At 53.0% G+C, this 21,510-nt stretch carries 18 protein-coding genes; 17 read left to right on the forward strand and 1 reads right to left on the reverse strand.

Features of this window, described 5'->3' with window-relative positions; all coding sequences use genetic code 11:
- Nucleotides 1–52 precede the first annotated feature (52 nt).
- The 9 genes from FPZ45_RS17400 (at nucleotide 53) to pstA (FPZ45_RS17440) (ending at nucleotide 11,482) form a co-directional block, all read left to right on the forward strand.
- Nucleotides 53–1,102 carry a substrate-binding domain-containing protein gene (locus tag FPZ45_RS17400; RefSeq protein ID WP_144704666.1) on the forward strand — a complete coding sequence of 350 codons (1,050 nt, stop codon included), beginning with the start codon at nucleotides 53–55 and terminating at the stop codon, nucleotides 1,100–1,102.
- A 169-nt stretch (nucleotides 1,103–1,271) separates the two neighbouring features.
- Nucleotides 1,272–2,234, forward strand: a complete 963-nt coding sequence (locus FPZ45_RS17405; protein WP_144704669.1) for a sugar phosphate isomerase/epimerase family protein — start codon at nucleotides 1,272–1,274, stop codon at nucleotides 2,232–2,234.
- A 23-nt stretch (nucleotides 2,235–2,257) separates the two neighbouring features.
- A complete protein-coding gene (locus FPZ45_RS17410; protein ID WP_144704747.1) occupies nucleotides 2,258–3,394 on the forward strand; it encodes a Gfo/Idh/MocA family protein in 1,137 nt (378 codons plus the stop codon).
- 142 nt (nucleotides 3,395–3,536) lie between these two features.
- Nucleotides 3,537–5,588, forward strand: a complete 2,052-nt coding sequence (locus tag FPZ45_RS17415; protein WP_144704672.1) for a TolB-like translocation protein — start codon at nucleotides 3,537–3,539, stop codon at nucleotides 5,586–5,588.
- A 356-nt stretch (nucleotides 5,589–5,944) separates the two neighbouring features.
- Nucleotides 5,945–7,132: a methyl-accepting chemotaxis protein gene (locus FPZ45_RS17420; protein WP_144704675.1), complete on the forward strand. Its 1,188-nt coding sequence runs from the start codon at nucleotides 5,945–5,947 to the stop codon at nucleotides 7,130–7,132.
- 104 nt (nucleotides 7,133–7,236) lie between these two features.
- Nucleotides 7,237–8,652: a stalk domain-containing protein gene (locus tag FPZ45_RS17425; protein ID WP_144704678.1), complete on the forward strand. Its 1,416-nt coding sequence runs from the start codon at nucleotides 7,237–7,239 to the stop codon at nucleotides 8,650–8,652.
- A gap of 25 nt (nucleotides 8,653–8,677) precedes the next feature.
- The gene (locus FPZ45_RS17430) at nucleotides 8,678–9,529 is read left to right on the forward strand and encodes a phosphate ABC transporter substrate-binding protein (RefSeq protein WP_144704681.1); all 852 of its coding nucleotides are present in this window, start codon (nucleotides 8,678–8,680) and stop codon (nucleotides 9,527–9,529) included.
- 91 nt (nucleotides 9,530–9,620) lie between these two features.
- Nucleotides 9,621–10,589 carry a phosphate ABC transporter permease subunit PstC gene (pstC, locus tag FPZ45_RS17435; protein WP_144704684.1) on the forward strand — a complete coding sequence of 323 codons (969 nt, stop codon included), beginning with the start codon at nucleotides 9,621–9,623 and terminating at the stop codon, nucleotides 10,587–10,589.
- The gene (gene pstA, locus FPZ45_RS17440; RefSeq protein ID WP_144704687.1) at nucleotides 10,586–11,482 is read left to right on the forward strand and encodes a phosphate ABC transporter permease PstA; all 897 of its coding nucleotides are present in this window, start codon (nucleotides 10,586–10,588) and stop codon (nucleotides 11,480–11,482) included. The genes pstC (FPZ45_RS17435) and pstA (FPZ45_RS17440) overlap by 4 nt, the downstream gene beginning before the upstream one ends.
- 13 nt (nucleotides 11,483–11,495) lie before the next feature.
- On the opposite strand, the gene FPZ45_RS17445 is transcribed toward pstA (FPZ45_RS17440), so the two are convergent.
- A complete protein-coding gene (locus FPZ45_RS17445) occupies nucleotides 11,496–12,365 on the reverse strand; it encodes a LysR family transcriptional regulator (protein WP_144704690.1) in 870 nt (289 codons plus the stop codon).
- Nucleotides 12,366–12,546: 181 nt separating this feature from the next.
- Between FPZ45_RS17445 and FPZ45_RS17450 the strand changes: the two genes are divergently transcribed.
- The 8 genes from FPZ45_RS17450 to FPZ45_RS17485 all read left to right on the forward strand — a co-directional run bounded on the left by FPZ45_RS17450 (nucleotide 12,547) and on the right by FPZ45_RS17485 (nucleotide 21,378).
- Nucleotides 12,547–13,473 carry a phosphate ABC transporter substrate-binding protein gene (locus tag FPZ45_RS17450; protein WP_144704693.1) on the forward strand — a complete coding sequence of 309 codons (927 nt, stop codon included), beginning with the start codon at nucleotides 12,547–12,549 and terminating at the stop codon, nucleotides 13,471–13,473.
- 77 nt (nucleotides 13,474–13,550) lie between these two features.
- Complete coding sequence (pstC, locus tag FPZ45_RS17455; protein WP_144704696.1) at nucleotides 13,551–14,453, forward strand: phosphate ABC transporter permease subunit PstC; 903 nt, start codon at nucleotides 13,551–13,553, stop codon at nucleotides 14,451–14,453.
- Nucleotides 14,450–15,337 carry a phosphate ABC transporter permease PstA gene (gene pstA, locus FPZ45_RS17460; protein WP_144704699.1) on the forward strand — a complete coding sequence of 296 codons (888 nt, stop codon included), beginning with the start codon at nucleotides 14,450–14,452 and terminating at the stop codon, nucleotides 15,335–15,337. Before pstC (FPZ45_RS17455) ends, pstA (FPZ45_RS17460) begins: the two co-directional genes overlap by 4 nt.
- A 15-nt stretch (nucleotides 15,338–15,352) precedes the next feature.
- The gene (pstB, locus tag FPZ45_RS17465; protein ID WP_144704702.1) at nucleotides 15,353–16,111 is read left to right on the forward strand and encodes a phosphate ABC transporter ATP-binding protein PstB; all 759 of its coding nucleotides are present in this window, start codon (nucleotides 15,353–15,355) and stop codon (nucleotides 16,109–16,111) included.
- Between the two features lie 37 nt (nucleotides 16,112–16,148).
- Complete coding sequence (gene pstB, locus FPZ45_RS17470; protein ID WP_144704704.1) at nucleotides 16,149–16,904, forward strand: phosphate ABC transporter ATP-binding protein PstB; 756 nt, start codon at nucleotides 16,149–16,151, stop codon at nucleotides 16,902–16,904.
- Nucleotides 16,905–16,929: 25 nt separating this feature from the next.
- The gene (phoU, locus tag FPZ45_RS17475; protein ID WP_144704750.1) at nucleotides 16,930–17,589 is read left to right on the forward strand and encodes a phosphate signaling complex protein PhoU; all 660 of its coding nucleotides are present in this window, start codon (nucleotides 16,930–16,932) and stop codon (nucleotides 17,587–17,589) included.
- A gap of 193 nt (nucleotides 17,590–17,782) precedes the next feature.
- Complete coding sequence (locus tag FPZ45_RS17480) at nucleotides 17,783–20,074, forward strand: GGDEF domain-containing protein (protein ID WP_186438447.1); 2,292 nt, start codon at nucleotides 17,783–17,785, stop codon at nucleotides 20,072–20,074.
- Between the two features lie 80 nt (nucleotides 20,075–20,154).
- On the forward strand, nucleotides 20,155–21,378 hold the full coding sequence (locus tag FPZ45_RS17485; protein ID WP_186438448.1) for an EAL domain-containing protein: 1,224 nt from the start codon (nucleotides 20,155–20,157) through the stop codon (nucleotides 21,376–21,378).
- Nucleotides 21,379–21,510 lie beyond the last annotated feature (132 nt).

A 21,510-nucleotide genomic window follows, 5' to 3' on the forward strand; every position in this document is an offset into this window, starting at 1 on the left:
CAATCCGTTACCTAGTGAAGAACCAAAATCGAATCCATGGAGGGTCATTCCAATGTCGAGAAAAACGATTAAGCTATTGGCGTTTGCTGTCATGATAGCCGTTATCTTGTCCGCTTGCAGCAACGGCAAAAACAAAGCTTCCGAAAGTCCGATCGCGACACCGTCATCAAGCCAGGAAGATTCGGACAATGCCGCGGGAGGAAACTATACGATCGGCATATCGTTGCCCGCGGCCGATCACGGCTGGATGGGCGCATTGATCGCCAACGCGAAAGCGGAAGCCGACAAGCATGAGAATATCAAATCGATCGTCTACACCGCGAAAGATCCGGCCAAGCAAACGTCGGACATCGAAGATTTGATCACGAAGAAAGTAGACGCCATTGTCATGCTGCCGATCGAATCCGCGGCGCTGACGCCTGCCGCCGAGAAGGTGGCGAAAGCGGGTATCCCGCTTATCGTCGTCGACCGAGCGGTCAATACGGAAAGCTATCGGCTGTACGTCGGCGGCGACAACTACGGTATCGGGTACGGAGACGCCAAATATCTCGTTGATGCGCTCGTGAAGCGCAAGGGGAAAGCGGAAGGCAAAATCATCGAGATCAGCGGCGTGCCGTCATCCGTTACCGACCTTCGCTCGAAAGGTTTCCGCGACTACATTAAGGATTATCCGGGCGTGCAGATCATCGCTTCGCAGCCGGGCGATTTTACCCGCGAAAAAGCGCTGAAAGCGATGGAAAACATTTTGCAGGCGAATAAGGAAATCGATGCCGTATATTCCCAGGACGACGACATGACGGTCGGCATCGTTCAGGCGATCAAGGACGCCAAACGCGCGGAAGAGATGTTTATCGTCAGCTCCGGCGGCATGCAGGAAATCTACAAGATGATGAAGGAGAAAGCGAAGCCTGAAGTCGTCGTATCGTTGACGTATTCCCCGACGATGAGCGGCACGGCCGTGAAGCTGGCTACGTTGATTCTCGAGGGGAAAGCAATCGAAGGGTTCTGGGAGAAGAGCGTTCCGCATCATATCGTATTGGAGGCGACTCCTGTTACTCCGGACAACGTGAACGCTTTCCTGAATCCAGATTCGAAGTATTAACTTGAAGAAGCGGCGGGTCGCTTAAGGCGGCCCGTCTTTGTCGCCCTTCTGAAATAGAGGTAGCAAACCTTATGCGAAATCATGTAAAATAGAATAGATCTCTATGAACGCGCGTACATAGAACGCGTGCCGATCTATTACTCATACGAGAAAGGTTTGGTGGACGACTGTGAAATCAGGAGTATTTATCGTTCTATTCGCTCAACAATCGTTTGAACAAGCGCTGGATACCGTCAAAGCGGCAGGACTGCAATCCGTGGAAATCGGAACGGGAGGTTTCCCGGGAACCTCGCATGTGAACGCCAAGGAAATCGTCGGCGACGACGCGGCTATCCGCCGCATTCGCGAAGCGGTCGATGCTAGAGGTCTAACGATCAGCGCGCTGAGCTGTCACGGCAACCCGCTCCATCCGGACAAGGCAGCCGCCCAATCCGATCACGAAGATTTCGTCGCCACCGTTCAATTGGCGGAGAAGCTTGGCGTCGATACGGTTATTACGTTCTCCGGCTGCCCGGGCGATTCGGCGAATTCCAAATATCCGTCTTGGGTCACATGCCCATGGCCGCCCGATTTTCTGACCGTGCTGGAATGGCAATGGAACGAGATCGCGATTCCATATTGGAAGGAACAGTCCGCGCTCGCCCGCAAGCATAACGTTAAAATCGCGATCGAAGCCCATCCGGGGTTCCTCGTATACAATACCGAGACGGCGCTTCGCTTGCGCAAGGAAGCGGGCGACAATATCGGCGTCAACTTCGACCCTTCCCACTTGTTCTGGCAAGGCATGGATCCGATCGAATGCGTCAAAGCGCTCGGCGACTCCATCTACCACGTGCACGCGAAGGATACGAAGATCGACAAGCGCAACACGGCCCTCAACGGGGTTCTCGATACGAAGCATTACGGCGACATTCTTAACCGTTCTTTCGTGTTCCGTACAGTAGGTTACGGCCACGACGACGAGTTCTGGAAGGATCTCGTCAGCACGCTGCGTCTCGTCGGATACGACGGCACGATCAGCATCGAGCATGAAGACGGCATCATGAGCGTCAACGAAGGATTCACGAAAGCGGCTGGATTCTTGAATTCCCTCATCTTGAAAGAAAGCGCTGGTGAAATGTGGTGGGCGTAAACAAAAAGAAAATCAACGTCGGCATGGTCGGCTATAAATTCATGGGCAAAGCCCATAGCCATGCATACAAAGACGTAGGCATGTTCTTCGATCCGGCAGCGGACGTCGTCATGAAAGCGATCTGCGGCCGCGACGAGAACGGCGTTAAGGAAGCGGCCGAGAAGTTCGGTTGGGATTCTTACGAGACCGACTGGCGCAAAATGGTTGAGCGCGACGATATCGACTTCGTCGACATCAACGCTCCGAGCGATGCGCATAAAGAAATTACGCTAGCTGCGATTGCGGCAGGCAAGAATGTATTTTGCGAGAAACCGCTCGCGCTTAATCTGGCGGACGGCCGTGAAATGCTTGCGGCGGCGGAGAAAGCTGGCGTCAAACATGCGATCTGCTTTAACTACCGGTTCCTTCCAGCGGTACAGCTCGCCAAACAAATAATCGACGAAGGCCGTCTCGGCGAGATTCATCACTACCGCGCAACGTACCTGCAAGACTGGTTGGTCGATCCGAACACGCCGCTCGCTTGGCGCCTGAAGAAGGAAGTGGCGGGTTCCGGTGCGCACGGCGACATCAATGCGCACAGCATCGACTTGGCGCGCTTCCTGATTGGCGAGTTCGATCGCGTCGTAGGCCATAACCGCACATTCGTGAAAGAACGTCCGATTCTGACCGGCTCGGCCGGTTTGTCCGGATCCGGTTCCGCGACGGAGAAGGGCGAAGTAACCGTCGACGATGCGACGGGATTCCTCGCCGACTTCAAGAACGGCGCGATGGGCATGTTCGTCGCTTCCCGTTTCGCAGCAGGCCGCAAGAACCATAATACATTCGAGATACACGGCAGCAAAGGCACCATTCGTTGGGATCTGGAGAAGCTGAACGAGCTGGAAGTCTACTTCCGCGAGGACGAGCCGAATCTGGCAGGTTTCCGTCGTATTTTGGCTACGGAACCAACGCATAAATACGCCGGCAACTGGTGGCCGACCGGACACATTATCGGGTACGAGCATGCGTTCGTTCATATCGTGTACGAGTTCGTGCAGCATATGACGACAGGCTCCCCGTTCGCGCCGACGTTCCTGGACGGCGTGAAATGCCAAGAGGTGCTGGAAGCGGTCGACTTGTCGATCGAGCGCGGCTCCTGGGTCGGCATCGACGAAGTGTAATATCATCCGCTATCATCGCGTCCCGATCGCTGTTAAGCGATCGGGATTTTCTATTGAACGAAGAGCGCGTTCGCTGCAACTTTTTCGGGCGGTAAACGTCCAATCCATTAGCTATTCCATATATTGGGGAAGAGGAATGTTGATGTCGAAGCGCGCGGTGGCAATATGGCTAGGGATCGGTATCATGCTCGTTATGGCAAGCGTTTGGGTGATCGGTGCGAAAGACAAGACCTCTTCGAAGGCGGAGACGGAGCCCGCCCAGGAAACGTTGGTCTACAAGGTAACAATTGCGCAGAAGGGGATCGATTGGAACAAGGACGGCAAACAGGAGAAGCTTGCGATCTTGATGACCGAGGGCGAGCTGCGGAACGAGAGCGAGCCGGGGCCGTTCCAGGGCGAATACTATATCGGACGGTTCGCGGCCGTGTTGACGGACGCAGAAGGCGCTGAGCTGCAGCGCCTGGATTTGACGCCTTCTTTTGGAGAGGATATGCAGTTCCGTAAAGGAGCCTTTGAGCTCGTCTTTGACGATTACAACAACGACGGGTACCCCGAATTTACGATCGGACAATACGGCTCGAGCAACAACTTCGTTTACAATGTATATACGATAAGGCCGGAAGGGATTTCGACGCTTGTTCAGGGAATGGCTATAGCAGATTCCGCTTATTCCGTCGCGTTTGAGAAAAAGGACAGAGGCGCTTTCAGCTATCGGTATTACGACAACAGCCGGAGCGGCCTGATCGAAACGACTTACGAGTGGGACGGAACCTCTTACCGCAAGACGGGAGAAGCTCCTTACGAGGAGACCGAAACCGGAGGAGCCGGCGAGGAACTGAACCTGATTTTCCAGCCTCGCGACTATGGTTTCAAACTTGTCTACAATGAACGTTACTTCATGTACGTTGACGATACCGTTCAAACGGGAAATACGATATCCGTTCCCTTCGGCTATATGGACACGGATCCGTCGAGGATGATCAGAACGCTAGAACGTATCGATCCGGAGCTGCGAAAAAGCGTGCTGTCGTCTCGCTTGACGGACGTTTCGGTAGTCAATGATTACGGAGTATCCAGCTTGCTTAAAGTGTTCGGTCCGTTAGACGGCAGGCGGATCGTCTATTCGAATGTTAAGGAAAAGCCAACCGGTCTAACGTACTCGATCGAAGCTCTCGATCCAGAGTCGGGAGAGCGAGCGATTCTTGCAGAGGGAGTGCCAAGCGCTCTGGGGGAGCAGGATTTCTTCGCACGCAATTGGTTTAGTCCAAGCATCGGGAGGATCGCTTTCAACAAGTATTTCGACGGCAGCTTCGAGACGGTCGACCTGACGAGCGGGCAAGTCAAGCGGTTCCAAGGGAAATATAAACACGATTGGCCTTTCTATATGACGATTCCTTCGCCGGACGGCACACAGTTCTGGTATGTAGACACATCGAAGCAGGAATTCCGCTTGCTTGATCTAGATGAGAATCTCGTCGCCAAAGTGCGTTACCCCGTCGGATTGATTAATTACCCGGCTTGGATATGGAGCGAGGACAGTCGATATACCGCCCTCTATTATACGTTCGACAAAGACCGCAAACACGTCATCGACTCGGAGGAGATCGATAACATCGCGCCGCAAGGCGTTCGAATCTACGGGCGGAACGGCAAGGAAATCGCGAACGTGAAGTCCAATCCGAAGAAGGACGAATACGTCGAGATCGCCGGTTGGCTGCCGGAGAGTGATTCCGTTCTTCTAAGGTACTTTCATCTGGATCGGGAGACCGGTCGCAAAGAGAACTTCACCGTGAAGGATTATTTCTATAAAATATACGATCTAAAGAAAAAGACGTACATCCCGCTGAATACGGTAGAGGACATTGCGGAGCTTCGACATCCGGAGATGATCGCTTCGGCCACCGCGCCATGGCCTAATCTCGTCGCTGACCTCAAAGCCGGACAGATCTGGGAAGCTTCCCGTGAATTGCCGATTATCGAGTATCCGATCGTATCTTCGGATAGCGTGCTTTATATCGTCCGTTATCTGGAGGAGGAATCGGAAACAGAAATCGCTAGATTCATGGAAAACAGCGGTTTATGGGAGAAAGCGACTATTCCTTATCCGCTGGATTCACCTCGATTACTCGGCGAACGCTGGCTGATCGGCGGCGGCATCGAGTACGTGGATTTGACCAAAGTGTTCGCAAAATAATCAACGAAGAGCTATTTCATCGGCACCGCGCCGTGAAATAGCTTTTTTTTGTTTGGTACAGTTGGAACATGGAGCCGAATATTAGTGGTGAAAAACATCGTACTTCTGCCTTGTGGGGAACTGGTGGGGTGCAAGTACGATGAAAAACATCGCTATAGGGAGCGCACCCCACTCGAAAGGACCGTCAGGGCGAACTCCCCTGACGGTTTTTCTTGTCCATTCAGGTGTCCGGCTTACGTCTCTGGTAAACTTTACATTCCGTTAATGAATTCCGAACAATTCGATGACACAGATTTGTTAGCCTCTATATAGGTAAAAATCCCCATACCGCTATAACTTATGTACGAGGTGATCCCGTGACCAGCACTTCCGTTCTCGCGCGCCCCGACACAGAACTTCCGCTCGCAACAGCGCCGACTCCAACTGCCCGAGCCGTCCGAACGCCCGAATTTACCGTCACCGACATTTTTCAGCCCGTAATCGTCAAGGATTGGATGAAGAGTTGCCCGGTGATATCCGCGGACCGGCAGAGCGACGAAATCATCGGCTTGTTCAGGAGAAATCCGCAATACGTGTGCGTTGTTGTCTGCGATAACCTGCATCAACCGGTCGGTCTCATCATGAAGGATCGCTTCTTTCAAAGATTGGGTACGTTATACGGAATGTCGCTGTTCGGCAATCGACCGGTTTCCAAATTAATGGACCGCGCACCGCTCTCCGCGGAACTCGATATCGACCCGCAGGAATTGATCGACAGGGCGCTTTCCCGGTCCGAGGAAACGTTCTACGACTCGGTTATCTTAACGGATAACGGCAAGTTCACGGGCATTCTGACCGTGAACGATCTGCTGAACGTGTCCCGGTTGCTGCAGAAGGAAGCCGTTAGCCGCCAAATCCGCACGATCCGGGACACGGAAGGGATGATCGCAGGCATCTCCGTTTCCGTCGCCTCGGCTGTGGATGCGACGAACGATGCACGGGAATGTAGCGACAGAATAGCCGAGATCGCCGATCAGGGACGCGGAGAACTCGCCGAGATGACGCAGTTGTTTACCCAATGGTCGGAGAACGCGACCAAGCAAGAGAAGGCCGCGGGCCAGCTGACGGAAAGGACGGCCGCCGTCGACGGCATTATCCGGTTAATCGCCGATCTGGCGGATCAATGCAATCTGCTTGCCGTTAACGCGGCGATCGAAGCGGCGAGGGCGGGCGAGCACGGGAGAGGTTTCGGCGTCGTTGCCAGCGAGATCCGGGCGCTCGCCGATCAGACGAAACGATCTGCCACGGAGATAACGGGACAGATCCGGTCGATGACGGACGCGGTCGAATTATCCGCCTCGTTGGCCGGGGAAGGAAAAAAAGGAGCGGATGTCGGGTTCTATCGCGTGAAGAAAACGGAAGACACGTTCGCGCAAATGTGGAGTTCGTCCGAGTTGAACCGGGAAGCAGCGACAAGACTGACTTCGGCCTCGAAGGAAGCACAGCGCAAATCGAACGAAGTTCTTCAAGAAATCCATAAGCTAGTCTCTCAGATGGATGGCTAAATTTAACAATGGGAAAATGGTTCCAAAACATTCGCTTTACAATTGAGGACTATACTCATTCTAGTAAGTAAATACTACCATATTCAGAAGGGTGATCAGAGTCGATGGTGCTCAAAAAAGCTTCTATTGTTTCCGTATTGGCGTTGGCGGTCGGAGCGGCCTCCGTAAGCGCAGCATCCGCAGCATCCGTAACATCCGCAACGAAAGCAAGCACCGTGCAAGTGACGAGCTCGACTTATTATGTTAACGGAGTATCGGTTAACATCAACACGTTCTACGAAAAAGGAAAAACGCTTGTATCCCTGAAGGATCTCAGTTCGAAATTGGGAGCAAGATTGCAAGCCGTCAGCGGCGGTGTCCAAGCGAATCTGAACGGTCACGTCGTGGAATTGAAATACGACAGCGACATTCTTAAAGTAGATGGAGCCGATCAGAAGCTTACGGTTCCTGTGAAAAGCTTAAAGGGCACTACATATGTGGAATTAAAAGCTTACGTTGATGCTTTGGGAGCGTATTTCGTGAAAGATTCGTCCGGAATCGCCTGGATCGAAGCGAACGTGCTGGCGAACGTGGACCATATTCAATGGGCGAACTCCAAAGCGTTCATCGCTTCCGTTGAGACTGAAACAGGCCGTGAGGACTATTTGGTCGACGCACAGTCCGGAAAAACCCGCCAATTGAGCATTCCGGAAGACGCATCGGAGCTTGTCGTGGCGCCTAACGGAGAGAAAGCGACATTTACGAACGGAAAAGGCGAAATATTCGTTATCGAGTTTAATTCGTTCAACCCTGTGAAAGTCAGCAATGATACGAATATCAAGCCGGAGCTAGTATGGTCCGCGGATAGCTCTCTCATTTATTTCCTGCAAGGAGATAAAGGCAGCGTTATCGCTCAGCTCGACCCTACGATCGCTAAGATCACGAAAGTTCTGGACGATAAAGTCGACTACAAAGCAAATCTCTCCGTATCCGCTGACGGCAAAACGTTCGTATATACCGTGACGAAACCCGGAGCGGTCGTAGCGGGCGATAAGCCGGTAGAGGCGGACGACGTCGCGATCGACATGAAAGGCACGGAGCCGCAAGTGTACATGTACACTGTCGATCCTTCGGTTAAAGACAACAAAGCGGTTCAATTGACGACAAGCACCGACGACAAAGCTTTCATTTATGCTTCTTCGGACGCTTCCCAAGTCGGTTATGTGAGCATTGCCGATTCCGCCGATAAGTCTACGCTCGTAATCGTTGGCAAAGACAAGAAAGTCGTTACGCTGTTCAACGAGAGCGACGTATACCAAGCGACGTTGTCGGGTAACAAATGGTTCCTTCTGACGGAAGGGAATAAAGCGAACGCATTTATCTACGAAGTCGATCCGGCAACGAGCGCGGCGAAACAGCTAATCTCCCTGCCAAGCGACGTAAGCGAGATCTACGTTAAAGACGGAGCGCCGATCGCCATCATGAATGACGGCCACGTGTTCGTGGAAGTAAACGGTCACTGGAGACCGATGAGCCGATAAACCTATCGAGAGGGGAAAAATTCAAATGAAATGGTTTAAGTCCTTAACCGTCGCCGCTATGGCGATTGCATTAGTCACATCTACGGTGTCCGTAGTCGGAGCCGCAAGTTCTTTGAAAGGCAAAATCGTCATCAACGGTTCCTCCGCGCTGCTGCCGTTAACGCTGCAAGCGGCTAACGAATTCAAGAAGGCGAATCCGAAAGTTAAAATCTCCGCATCCGCTGCAGGATCCATCACAGGCCCGCAATCGGTGCGCAAAGGCATCGCGGATATCGGCGCGGTCGACTGGGATGCTTCCCAAGACGTTCCGGGCTTCAAGAAATTCGAAGGTCAAGTCGCTCACAAAGTAGCCGTCATTCCGTTCGCTGCAGTTGTAAACAAGAACGTCAAGGTTGATAACCTTACGACGAAACAGCTTCAAGACATTTTCTCGGGCAAAGTGACGAACTGGAAAGACGTAGGCGGTTCGGATGCCGACATCATCGTCGTCAACCGCGCGTTCGGATCCGGTACTCGCGTCAACTTCCAGATGAAAGCCCTGCAAGGAACGGATTTCATCAGCAAGGGCAACAACTATAAAGAAGTGAAATCGAGCGGCGACATGAAAACCGCGGTCGAAACGACGCCTAACGCTATCGGTTATATGGATCTCGTGTACGTTACGAGCAACATGAAAGCTCTGCAAATCAATGGCATTGCTCCTACGGAAGCTAACGTGATCAACGGTACTTATAAAGTGTGGGGCTTCGGCTACTACATGACTAAGGGCCAACCGGACGAAGTAACGAAAGCGTTCATCGAGTATATTCAAAGCGCGAAGTTCCAGAACGGTTCCCTGAAAAAGCTGAAGTTTATCCCGATTTCCGCAATCAAGTAATCGACCGTTATAATTGCATACCATAAACGCAGGAGAAACCAGCAAAGCGGACCTCGCGGAAGCTGGTTTCTTCATGGGAGGATCGTATCTTATGCAACTGGAAACGTCCGCTCAGCCTTCGATACTCGGCGCGAAGGACAGCGATCTCGGCGTCAGCATCAAAGCCGGTTCCGGGAAAACCTTCGATCGAAAAAACAGGCTGCTGTTCTATAACCGTTTCTTTAGAATCGCATGTATCGCAAGCGCGGTATTCGTCTGTTTGATTCTGTTCGGTATTTTGTTCTTCATGTTTCGAACGGGAATACTGACGTTCCGCGATGTTTCGCCGCTCACGTTTTTCTTCTCTACGGAGTGGTCGCCGGAAGAAGAGTCGTATGGCGCGTTCGTGTTTATATTCGGAACGTTCGCACTGACTTTTCTGACGTTGCTCATTTCCGTACCGCTCTCGGTCGTCATCGCCGTCTTTCTGTCCGAAGTCGCTCCGGCGTGGCTGCGCAACGCGCTCCGTCCGATTCTGGATCTGCTGGTCGGCATTCCATCCGTCGTCTACGGTTTTCTGGGGCTGACGATCTTGATCCCATTGCTGCGGGACGTCACCGGTACGAATATGGGAGACGGCATATTGGCGGCAGCGATCGTGCTGACGATCATGGTGCTGCCGACGATCAGCCGGGTGAGCGACGACGCGATCAGCGCCGTGCCGAGAAAGTATCGGGATGCTTCGTACGCGCTAGGCGGAACGAGATTCCAGACGATTTTTAAGGTTACGATCCCAGCGGCGCGAAGCGGCATTCTGTACGGCGTTATTCTTGGGATGGCCCGCGCGATCGGGGAGACGATGGCAGTCGTCATGGTCATCGGCAATACGCCGCAGCTCGCAGACGCGCTGTTCAAGCCGACGTCGGTCCTGACAAGCAACATCGTCATGCAGATCGCCAACGTGCCTTTCGACTCGACGTGGAATTACGCGCTTTATATGATGGGATTCTTGTTGCTCGTCATTTCTCTCCTGATGATCGTACTTGTACGGTTGCTTCAGCGCAAGGGGGCTAAGTCATGAAGTCCGTCGTATCGGAAACGCGCGGCATGTTTACGAAAAGCAGGGGCATCAACGGATTTAACAACCGGTTGTTTACCGTGCTCGTATGGGGCATATCCGGCTGCATCGTCTTGTTTATCATCTCTCTGCTCTTTTTAATTCTACAGAAGGGGCTTCCGTATTTGACGTGGGATTTTATCATCGGATTGCCTAGCGAGATGGAGGAGGGCGGAGGCATCGGTCCGGCCTTGTTCAACTCCTTCTACATGCTGCTTATCTCTCTGGTCGTTGCGATACCGCTAGGGATGGCGGCAGGCATCTATTTGGCAGAGTTCGCGCCGAATAACAAGCTGATTTCTTTCGTACGGATTTGCGTAGAAGGTTTGGCTTCCGTGCCTTCGATTATTTTCGGTCTATTCGGTATCGCCTTGTTCGTAGAAATGTTCCAAATCGGCCTGACGATCATCGGCGGAGCGATCAGCTTGGCGTTCCTGAACTTGCCGGTCATGACTCGGGTAACGGAGGAATCGATCCGGGCTGTTCCGGGTGAGCTTAAGCAAGCGTCGTTCGCGCTGGGTGGAACGCATTTGCAGACGATCCGCAAGGCGCTCATTCCGGCGGCGCTCGGAGGCCTAGTGACGGGAATCTGTCTGATCGCAGGTAGGGCGTTCGGAGAGAGCGCGGTCATTATCCTTACGGCCGGCGTGACCACGTCGGGAGAGATGTGGGATTTTAATCTGTTCTCGCCGGGTGAGACGCTTGCTGTCCATCTCTGGTACGTCCAATCGGAAGCGATCGTACCCGACGCGGTATCGATCTCGGATAAAGCGGCTGCCGTGCTCCTGTTCGTCATTCTTCTGTTTAACGTTCTATTCCGCATCCCGCTATGGATCAAAGACCGAAAAAACCGGTAAAAAGAAACTCCAATCAAAAGGTGATGGAGTCGACGATTCGATCCATCAGACGGGCATTCCAGAAGTCCGCTCTCCATACGGCGTATAACGTCCATTGTTCAGGGTGACCCGGCATTTCCGCCGAGGTCACCCGATTTGCTGGATCGGGCAATACGCAAGAGGGCAGGACGGACAAGCCAAGTCCGGAAAAGACGGACTGTATAAGCATTTCTACAGAGTCCATCCTTGCGGTAACGGTAGCGCCCGCTTGCATGGGCTCTTTCCATGAGGCGACAATCTCGTTCACGGACGGCTCGGAATGAAGGACGAATGGATAAGCCGCCAGATCTCGAAAGGAGATCGTTTGTTTGAGAGAGAGCGGATGGTTGACGGGTAGAACGAGCCGAAGCGGGAAAACGCCGAGCTTGGCGCTGCGCAGATCGTCCGAATCCGCCGGCTGCTCCCCGCATAGGGCCAAGTCGAGCCGCTTGGATTGCAGCGAACGATATAGTGATAACGCGTCCTGTTTCAAAAAAGTCATCTGAATCTCGTTAAGCTGCCCGAGCTTAGACAGACCGTTCGAACGCGCAAGGCACGTCATTGCCGCGTCCGTACATCCTAATCGCAGAATCGTTCGTTCGCTATCCCGCAGTTCCGCGATTTTCTCTTCCGCTTCCGCATACAAAAAGCCGATCTCCTCGGCGTACGGAAGAAGCATTTTTCCCGCGTTCGTCAAATAGATTCGACCGGACTTTCCCTCGAACAGTTTAACTCCCCATTCCGCCTCCATTTTCTTCATATGAAAGCTAATCGTGGGCTGCTTCATGCGAAGCGCATCGGCGACCGCAGTCACTTGCTTATATCGATCCATAAGCGCGAGAATTTTCAATTTTAATAGACTCATCCCATTTTCCCCGCAATTCAACTTTAAGTATTTAATTTTTCTATAATAATATCACCATCATAGTTATTATGTATGTATATTTTTCTCACAGTTAACAAAATGAAAACATTACATTAACGCGAGACTTCTACAATATGAAATGTAAACAAAAACAGCGAGAGTTGGAAGGGGAACTAAACGAATGAAGAAAACGGTAGTGTTGTTGATGGTTCTGACGTTGACGTTGGCTCTGGCCGCATGCGGCCAAAATAATAAAGGCAACAATTCGGGAAATGCGGCGCCGGGCTCCAGCGAGGCAAGCGAAAGTCCTGCTAGCGAATTGAAGGGCTCGCTGCTCGCGACAGGCTCCTCGGCATTGCAGCCGCTCGTCGATCAAGTCTCGAAGAAGTTCATGGATACGAACAAAGGCGTGTCCATTCAAGTTCAAGCAGGCGGCAGCGGACAGGGTCTGACGCAAGTGTCCGAAGGACAATCGGATATCGGCAACTCCGACGTATTCGCAGAAGAGAAGCTTGACGCGGACAAAGCGGCTGAGCTTATCGACCACCAAGTTGCGGTCGTAGGTATGGCGGCAGTCGTCAATCCGAACGTAGCGGTAGACAACTTGACGAAACAGCAATTGGTCGACATTTTCACGGGTAAAGTTACGAACTGGAAAGACGTAGGCGGCAACGATCAGAAGATCCAAATCATCAACCGTCCTTCCAGCTCCGGTACTCGCGCAACATTCGAGAAATACGCGCTTGGTCAGAAAACCGAAGATCCGAAAGGTTCTATCCAAGAAGATTCCTCCGGTACGGTTCGCAAGTTGGTCGGCGAAACTCCGGGAGCGATCGGTTACCTGGCGCTGTCCTACCTCAACGAGTCGGTCAAAACGGTGAAATACGAAGGCGTCGAAGCTACGGTCGACAATATCGTGAGCGGCACTTATCCGGTATGGGCTTACGAGCACATGTACACGAAGGGCGAGCCGAACGAAGTCGCCAAAGCGTTCCTGGATTATATGCTGAGCGATGAAGTTCAGAACAGCGATGTCGTGGAACTCGATTATATTCCGGCTAACCAAATGCAAATCAAACGCGACGCGCAAGGCAACATCACGAAGTAATAACGCATTCCATACGATGAGCCAATCAAGAGGTTTCTCTTCAAGCCTCTTGATTGGCCGTGTAAAGGGAGAGGTTTATGGCTCAGCCGTTAGATAGACAGAAAGCGAAGCCGCATCTCGCGGAAGAATGGGTCGGCAAAATCTATACGTTGTTCTGTATCGCGTTTCTTATTATCACCATTATCTCGATCGTTTATTTTGTCGCTTCCAAAGGGCTAAGTACATTCTTCAAGAACCATGTGAACGTTTTGGATCTGTTGACCGGATTAAAATGGGCACCAGAAGGGGAACCCGCACTTTTCGGAGCATTGCCTTTCATATTCGGTTCGTTCAGCACGTCGCTGCTTGCGGCGGCCATCGCAGCACCGCTCGGCTTCTGCGCGGCTGTATTCATGATTGAAATCGCGCCTAAGTTCGGACGTCAATTCCTGCAACCGGTCATCGAGCTGCTGGCGGGCATTCCATCCGTCGTCTACGGCTTCGTTGGACTCAGCGTGATCGTTCCGCTATTCCGCGATATTTTTCCCGGCCAAGGCGTCGGTATCGCAGCCGGTTCCATCGTGCTGTCGATTATGATTCTTCCCACGATTACGACAATAGCGACCGACGCGTTAGCCGCGCTGCCTAAGGGCTTGAAGGAAGGCTCTTACGCGCTGGGGGCTACCCGTTGGCAAACGATATATCGAATTGTACTGCCGACTACGCTGCCGGCTCTGATGACGGGTATTGTACTCGGCATCGCACGCGCGTTCGGCGAAGCACTCGCTGTGCAGATGGTTATCGGCAACGCGCCTCACATCCCGAGTTCCCTGTTCGAATCAGCTTCGACTTTAACGAGCGCGATTACGCTGAGCATGGGCAACACGGCGATGGGCACCGCGGCCAACAATGCACTGTGGTCGCTTGGACTCATCCTGATGATTATGACGTTTATATTCGTCTTTATCGTACGCTGGCTTGAAAGGAGATCAAAAATATGAAAGCCAAAACGGTGGATAAGATCGCGACCTCGGTCATTATTGCGATTGCGGCCCTTATCGTTCTCGTGCTGGCCGGGCTGCTCGGTTACATCCTCGTAAGGGGACTTGGGCATGTCAGCTTTCATTTTCTGACCTCCGCACCGGAAACGATCCGCAAGGGTGGAGGCATCGGCCCTCAACTATTCAATTCGATCTTTCTACTCGTACTTACGATGATCATCACGATTCCGATCGGTCTGGGCGCGGGCATCTATATGAGCGAATACGCTCCGTCTAACAAACTGACGAACGCCATTCGTTTGGTCGTCGAGGTGCTGTCATCGGTGCCTTCCATCATCGTCGGTTTGTTCGGACTTCTTGTCCTGGTTAACCTGTTCGGCTTCGGATTCTCCTTGTTCTCGGGCGCATTAGCCTTGACCGTGTTTAACCTCCCGCTGATGGTCCGGATTACCGAGCAGGGCTTAAAAGGCGTACCTAGGGAACAGAAGGAAGCCAGTCTCGCGCTTGGTCTGTCCAAGTGGAAGACGATCACTTCGGTCATGCTGCCAATCGCGATGCCCGTCATTCTGACCGGAACAATTCTGGCGGCTGGCCGTGTATTCGGGGAAGCCGCAGCGCTTCTGTTCACGGCGGGAATGAGCTCGCCTAGACTTGATTTCTCCGATTGGAATCCGCTCAGCCCGTTCTCGCCGCTGAATCCGTTTCGTCCGGCGGAAACACTCGCTGTCCATATTTGGAAGATCAATTCCGAAGGTTTGGCTCCGGACGCCGGAGAGATCGCCGCCGGAGCATCCGCGGTGCTCGTCATCACCGTGCTGCTGTTTAACTTCGCGGCAAGATGGCTCGGTCGTTACATGTATCGCAAATTCACCGCTATTAAATAGGAAGGGGGAAATCGGATGCAAGCATTCGGCATGACCGTTAACGACTTAAGCGTCGCGTACGGCGACAGGACGGCCGTGAAGAACGTATCGCTCGATTTCGCGCCAAAGCAGGTAACGGCGTTAATCGGCCCTTCCGGCTGCGGGAAATCGACGTTCCTGCGCAGCTTGAACCGCATGAACGATCTGATCGCGGGCTGTACGGTTACGGGAGAAATCTGGATTCGCGACCAGAACATCAACAGCCCGGAGACGGACGTCGTCTCTTTGCGGCAGCGGATTGGCATGGTCTGGCAACGCCCGAATCCTTTTCATAAATCAATCTACGAGAACATCGCCTTCGGACCGCGTTACCACGGCACGAAGAACAAGAAGCAACTGGACGAGATCGTCGAAGAGTCGCTGAGGAAAGCGGCGCTCTGGGATGAAACGAAGGACCGGCTGCACAACTCCGCGCTCGCTTTATCGGGCGGGCAGCAGCAAAGGTTATGCATCGCGAGATCGATCGCCGTCAAGCCGGATATTATCCTCATGGATGAACCCGCGTCGGCGCTGGATCCAGTCTCGACAGCCAAGATCGAAGAACTGATCGCGGAGCTGAAGCAAGATTATTGCATCGTCATCGTGACGCACAACATGCATCAAGCGGCGAGGGTGTCGGACAAAACGGCGTTTTTCCTGTCGGGAGAAGTCGTAGAGTACGATCTCACGCCTACTATCTTTACGAATCCGCAAAGACGAGAGACGAACGACTACATCACCGGGCGGTTCGGATAAATGCTAGCCATCCCCAAATGAAAGAGGAGAAACGGCCATGAACTCCATTATCGAGATTAATGACTTGGATTTGTACTACGGAGAATTTCACGCGTTGAAAGGCGTGAACATGGAAATTCCCGAGAAAGCCATTACTGCGTTCATTGGTCCTTCCGGCTGCGGCAAGTCGACGCTTCTGCGAACTTTCAACCGTATGAATGACATGATTGCGGGAACGAGAATCGAAGGCAAGGTCGAGATCGCGGGCACCGACATCTATTCGGGAGACGTTGACGTAGAGACACTTCGCAAGCGTGTAGGCATGGTATTTCAACAGCCGAATCCGTTTCCGAAGTCGATCTACGACAATGTTGCCTACGGACCGCGCCTTCACGGCATTACCGACCGCAAAAAGCTCGATGAAATCGTGGAGACGAGTCTTCGTTCCGCCGCTCTTTGGAATGAAGTCAAAGACCATCTGAAACGTTCAGCCGGCAGCATCTCCGGTGGACAGCAGCAGCGCTTGTGCATCGCGCGGGCACTGGCCGTTGAGCCAGACATCCTGCTCATGGACGAAGCGACTTCGGCGCTCGATCCGATCTCCACCCTGAAGATCGAAGAACTGGCGCAGGAACTGAAAGACCGCTATACGATCGTCATGGTCACGCATAACATGCATCAAGCCGCGAGGGTATCCCAGCAAACCGTCTTCTTCTTGAACGGGGAAGTCGTGGAGTACTCGGAGACGGAGAAGCTGTTTTCGAATCCGACAGACCAGCGCACGGAAGATTACATTAGCGGACGGTTCGGTTGATACCGGGAGAGGATGGGTTAGGATGATGGTTAAACGTCTGGAGTTCGATCATGGTTTGGAGGAAATGACGGAATTACTCGTTGAGATGGGGAGACGAGTGGAAAAGGCGCTCGTCGAATCGATGGACGCGCTAAAGAACAGCAACGTGGAAAAAGCCAAGAAAATCGTAGGCGCCGACCACGAACTGAACTTGCTGGAAGAAAAGATCGCCGAGATCGGTGCTAAGTTGATCGCCACGCAGCAACCGGTCGCGAAGGATCTCCGTCGCATTCTGATCGCTTTCAAAATCTCGTCCGATCTTGAGCGCATGGGCGACTTGTCCGTGGATATCGCCAAATCCGTAATCCGTCTAGATGGACAGGAGCTGTTCAAGCCGCTGATCGACTTGCCGCGCATGTCCGAGATCGTAGCGGTTATGATCCGGGAATCTCTGCAATCCTACGTCGACGAGAACGTCGATCTGGCTTACAAGAGCGCGAAGGACGACGACCAAGTCGATGCGTTGTACTCGCAAATCATTCGGGAGATGTTCTCGTTCATGGTCGAGAATCCGAAGATGGTCAGCCAAGCGATGCTGCTCAGCTTCGTCGGACGTTACATCGAACGGATCGCCGACCACGCGACGAATATTGCCGAAAGCGTCGTTTACTTAATGACGGGCAAACGCCCGGATTTGAACCAATAATTTTGTGTATACGAACCGAATAAGCGCCGGGCGGAGGAGATCCGTTCCGGCGCTTTTTGCCATACCGGCTGGGATATAAATGTTTTGACATTGATTTAACAGAATGCGTCGATTGAGTTTACGTTGGCATGTTAAGTTTAGGAAAATGAAACGGATGCCGATAGGCAAGCATCTCCGGTCGGAGGCGAATCAGATGAAAAGCGCTAACGGATGGCTGAACCCGGATTTGATAGAAAAATGGCGGAGTACGGATGAGGCTTCGCGGCAAAGCGGATTATTTATGGTGCGGTGGGAATCCGGACTTGAACCCGGTAAAGGTCCTTCACCGCTTCGAATCGGCCGTATATTGAGCGCTTTAGCTTTGCGTATTTCGAAAATCGCGGATTCCGTGCGGGGATGGACGCAGACCGAGGATAGTCTGATCATCGTCGTCTCGTTCGCGGAGGAGGAAGCCGATGACCGCGAAATATCCGCCGGGAGAATGGCATTCTTGATCCGCGATACGGCGCATCGAATACTTGTTGAATTTCAATACCCAGCTGCGGTTGAGGGCAATGGTGCCATCCGCTGCGGGTTCGGTTGGGCGACGGGAGTCGAAAACAAGGCGGAATCGGCGGAGGAGTGTTCCGGCAAGTGGGAGCGTGCGCTTATGAAAGCCTATGATACGGCTTGGCAGCGCATGCAATATGCATCCAGCCCTCTAATTCGACTGCCGATCGCGGAAAGAAACACGGATTCGCAAGGGTTCGATTTTCAAGTGCGGTATTTGCCGATCGTCTCCTTGTTGGACGGTTCGCTGTACGGATACGAAGCGGTTCCCGTGGATGCCCGAAAAGGTGAGCGGATCGACCTGCAATACTTCTACTCGAGTACGGATCAGGCGGGCAAGCTGTTCGAATTGGACCGTAAGTTCAGGGAAGCGGCGATTCGTGGATTGCCGTCCCGCAACGGGGACGTGAAGCTGTTCCTGCCCGTGCCCGCGAAAATTATTTTTGACCCACGCTTATATCCAGGGAGCACGCTGCGAAGGATCGAAGCGGCCAATCTAAGGCCCGAACACGTCGTGCTTGTTATCGTAGGCGGAGAAGACGAACTGAATTCCACGATGCGATCGGCACTCAGTCATTATCGTAATCAAGGCTTTCGCATCGCTCTATCGGAGGTTACACCCGCGCTTAAATCGTTGCGCAGAATGACCGCTTTGCACCCGGATTATTCGCTGATGAACGTAGAGTGGATGAGCAACGAAGGAATCGGAACCGTGGAAGAAAACCTGCTTCAAGCTTTAATCGGCATTGCCCGCAAAGAACAGATCGTCATGATCGCCAAAGGGCTTCATGGGGAGCGAATGCTACCGGCGTTGGTCGCCAGCGGGATGAACTATGCCCAAAGGGAATGGCTTGGCGACGTTCGGGGAGGGGATTCGCTGGCGCATCTGCCCGATCTTCGGGCCAGCATCCGTTCGGAAGTGAATAAGCGCTTTCGGGGCGCTTCCGGTACGATGTCGGAGCTGGTGAACCCGGTCAAGCAGTTCGCCAGGGAAACGGCCGTATCGGAAATCTCTCGCCACTTCGAATTGCATCGCGAGGCTCCGGCTATCGTGATCTCGGATAACGGCAGACCGATCGGTTTATTAATGAAGGAAAAGCTGCTGCACCTATTATCGGGACAATTCGGTCTGCCTCTCTATTGGAATCGGCCGGTTGGCAAAATTATGGATACGCATCCGATGATCGTAGAAGAATCGGTCACCGTCGATCAGGCCTCGCAGATGGCGATGGCCCGGGAACCGGACAAGCTGTACGACGAGGTGATCATTACTCGCGGCGGGGTGGTGGCGGGTATAGCCTCCATCCGCTCGATGCTGGAATGGATATCCCAATCCCGCATGAACGACGCACAGTGGGCCAATCCACTGTCCGGACTGCCCGGCAACGAACCAATTCGCCGGGAGATGATCCGCAGACTCGCGGATGGCCGGCCGTTCGCGGTGTTGTACGCCGATCTGGATCATTTCAAATGGTATAACGATCGTTATGGGTTTCAAAAGGGAGACGACGTTATTCGATACACGGGGGATATTCTGGTTCATGCCGTGCGCGAAGAAGGAAACGGCGATTGTTTCATCGGTCATATCGGCGGGGACGATTTTATCGTCATCTCATCGGGCGTGGACGTGCTGGAAATGGCTCATCGTGTCATCGGACGATTCCAGCAGGGAATCGGCGCATACGGCGGGACGCGATCGGAGACGGTACATGATCGGTCGGGTTATGCAGTCGAGGCACCGGTTTTGTCATTATCGTTGTCATTGCTGTTATGCAGATCGGCCTCCGGCTGGACGCCGGAGACATTGTCGGAGCAGGCGGCTCACTTGAAGAAAAAGGCTAAGCAGCAAATCGGCAACTCGATCGTATGGGAAACGATAGAAAGATGCGAACCAATTGAGGTACCGGCGTCACCTGTCGATTTAACGTCTCATTAACAAAAACGACGAATTCCATTAACAAAACCTTGGTAAATTGAGGATTGCGGAAGATTATGGGGAAGATGGTGTTCATTCGCATGACAACTTCTTGGTTTGGCATAGAGCAACTAATGGATCGTATCGAACATCATTCTTCTATCGGTTTAATCGGGATCGACGTATCTGAGTGCGGAGGCGGACTCTCGTCGAAATTCCGCGAAAACGGCTTTGATTGGACGAAGTGGCTGGCCGTCTCGATGGGCCGCGGAGATCTGTGGTACGGAGACGAAATCGCGGGACATCTTTGGCTGTATGCGGAACTGCCGGCCGAGCTCGGGGATGAGGACGGGGATACTTATTTGCGCAGCATGGCGAAGCGCGTCAAGGAGGCGATCGTAGCCGAGACTGGCGGAGCCGCGATCGCCTATGCATCGCCGAAGTATCGGGAGAAAGGCATCGGTTACGCCAAGCTACAGATCATGCATGCGGATCGGATCAAAGAGAACGTCTACGAGGGCATCGTGAAAGCAACGGGACAAATCCGGGAATCGCTCAACGGTCACCGGGATTGGGAACTGCGCCACGAATTGGAGCGAATGCTTACCGAGAGCAGCATTAGAAGCGTCTACCAGCCGATCGTGCGGCTCGGGGACGGCAGAGTGTTCGGTTACGAGGCGTTGACGAGATGCCCGGAAGACAGTCTGTTCGACGGTCCGCTGTCGTTGTTCCGGTTCGCCGAGAAGAGCAATATGGCGCTGGCGCTCGACCGCCTGGCCAGGGAAACGGCCATTCGGCATTCCCCTGCGCTGGGTTCGATCCAAAAAATATTCATCAACGTTACGATGAGCATTATCAACGACCCTCATTTCGTCTCGGGCCAGACTGTTCGGTGGCTGAACGAAAAGGGGCTGATTCCCGGCCAGGTCGTGTTTGAACTGACGGAGCGAAGCTCGATCGACGACTTCGAAGCAGCGAAAAAAATACTCGCACATTATCGCAGCCAAGGATACGAAATTGCAATCGACGACGCTGGCGCGGGATATTCGTCGCTGCAATCGATCGTCGAGCTTAGCCCCGATTATATTAAAGTGGATCGTTCCCTGGTTCGCATGGCCGATAAAGACGAGATGAAGAAGCATATGCTGCGGACGTTCGTTCGTTTCGCCAAGAAGATGAACATTCGCACGGTCGCCGAAGGCATCGAACGTCCGGAGGAGCTTCGCCTCCTGCGCGCCATGGGGTTCGATTACGCGCAAGGGTATCTGATCGGAAGACCAAGCGAAAATCCGGTGGCAATTACGGGAGCTGTCCCCAAAGTCTAACGACGAGGGGGGAGCTTTTTTTTCAGTTTCGGCTAATGTCCTAGTTCACGTGTTCAGTGCTCCGTGCGTCTGTAGTCCGGCGAAACCTAACTAAACTCCGCAACTTACCTGAAACAATTACACGAATGCGCT

The organism is Cohnella terricola (genome assembly GCF_007786475.1).
Lineage (GTDB): Bacteria > Bacillota > Bacilli > Paenibacillales > Paenibacillaceae > Cohnella > Cohnella terricola.

Coding starts and splice junctions, on each gene's coding strand:
- FPZ45_RS17400 (WP_144704666.1), top strand. CDS start 53: ATGTCGAGAAAAACGATTAAGCTATTGGCGTTTGCTGTCATGATAGCC.
- FPZ45_RS17410 (WP_144704747.1), top strand. CDS start 2,258: ATGGTCGGCTATAAATTCATGGGCAAAGCCCATAGCCATGCATACAAA.
- FPZ45_RS17415 (WP_144704672.1), top strand. CDS start 3,537: ATGTCGAAGCGCGCGGTGGCAATATGGCTAGGGATCGGTATCATGCTC.
- FPZ45_RS17425 (WP_144704678.1), top strand. CDS start 7,237: ATGGTGCTCAAAAAAGCTTCTATTGTTTCCGTATTGGCGTTGGCGGTC.
- FPZ45_RS17430 (WP_144704681.1), top strand. CDS start 8,678: ATGAAATGGTTTAAGTCCTTAACCGTCGCCGCTATGGCGATTGCATTA.
- pstC (WP_144704684.1), top strand. CDS start 9,621: ATGCAACTGGAAACGTCCGCTCAGCCTTCGATACTCGGCGCGAAGGAC.
- pstA (WP_144704687.1), top strand. CDS start 10,586: ATGAAGTCCGTCGTATCGGAAACGCGCGGCATGTTTACGAAAAGCAGG.
- FPZ45_RS17445 (WP_144704690.1), bottom strand. CDS start 12,365: ATGAGTCTATTAAAATTGAAAATTCTCGCGCTTATGGATCGATATAAG.
- FPZ45_RS17450 (WP_144704693.1), top strand. CDS start 12,547: ATGAAGAAAACGGTAGTGTTGTTGATGGTTCTGACGTTGACGTTGGCT.
- pstC (WP_144704696.1), top strand. CDS start 13,551: ATGGCTCAGCCGTTAGATAGACAGAAAGCGAAGCCGCATCTCGCGGAA.
- pstA (WP_144704699.1), top strand. CDS start 14,450: ATGAAAGCCAAAACGGTGGATAAGATCGCGACCTCGGTCATTATTGCG.
- pstB (WP_144704702.1), top strand. CDS start 15,353: ATGCAAGCATTCGGCATGACCGTTAACGACTTAAGCGTCGCGTACGGC.
- pstB (WP_144704704.1), top strand. CDS start 16,149: ATGAACTCCATTATCGAGATTAATGACTTGGATTTGTACTACGGAGAA.
- phoU (WP_144704750.1), top strand. CDS start 16,930: ATGGTTAAACGTCTGGAGTTCGATCATGGTTTGGAGGAAATGACGGAA.
- FPZ45_RS17480 (WP_186438447.1), top strand. CDS start 17,783: ATGAAAAGCGCTAACGGATGGCTGAACCCGGATTTGATAGAAAAATGG.
- FPZ45_RS17485 (WP_186438448.1), top strand. CDS start 20,155: ATGACAACTTCTTGGTTTGGCATAGAGCAACTAATGGATCGTATCGAA.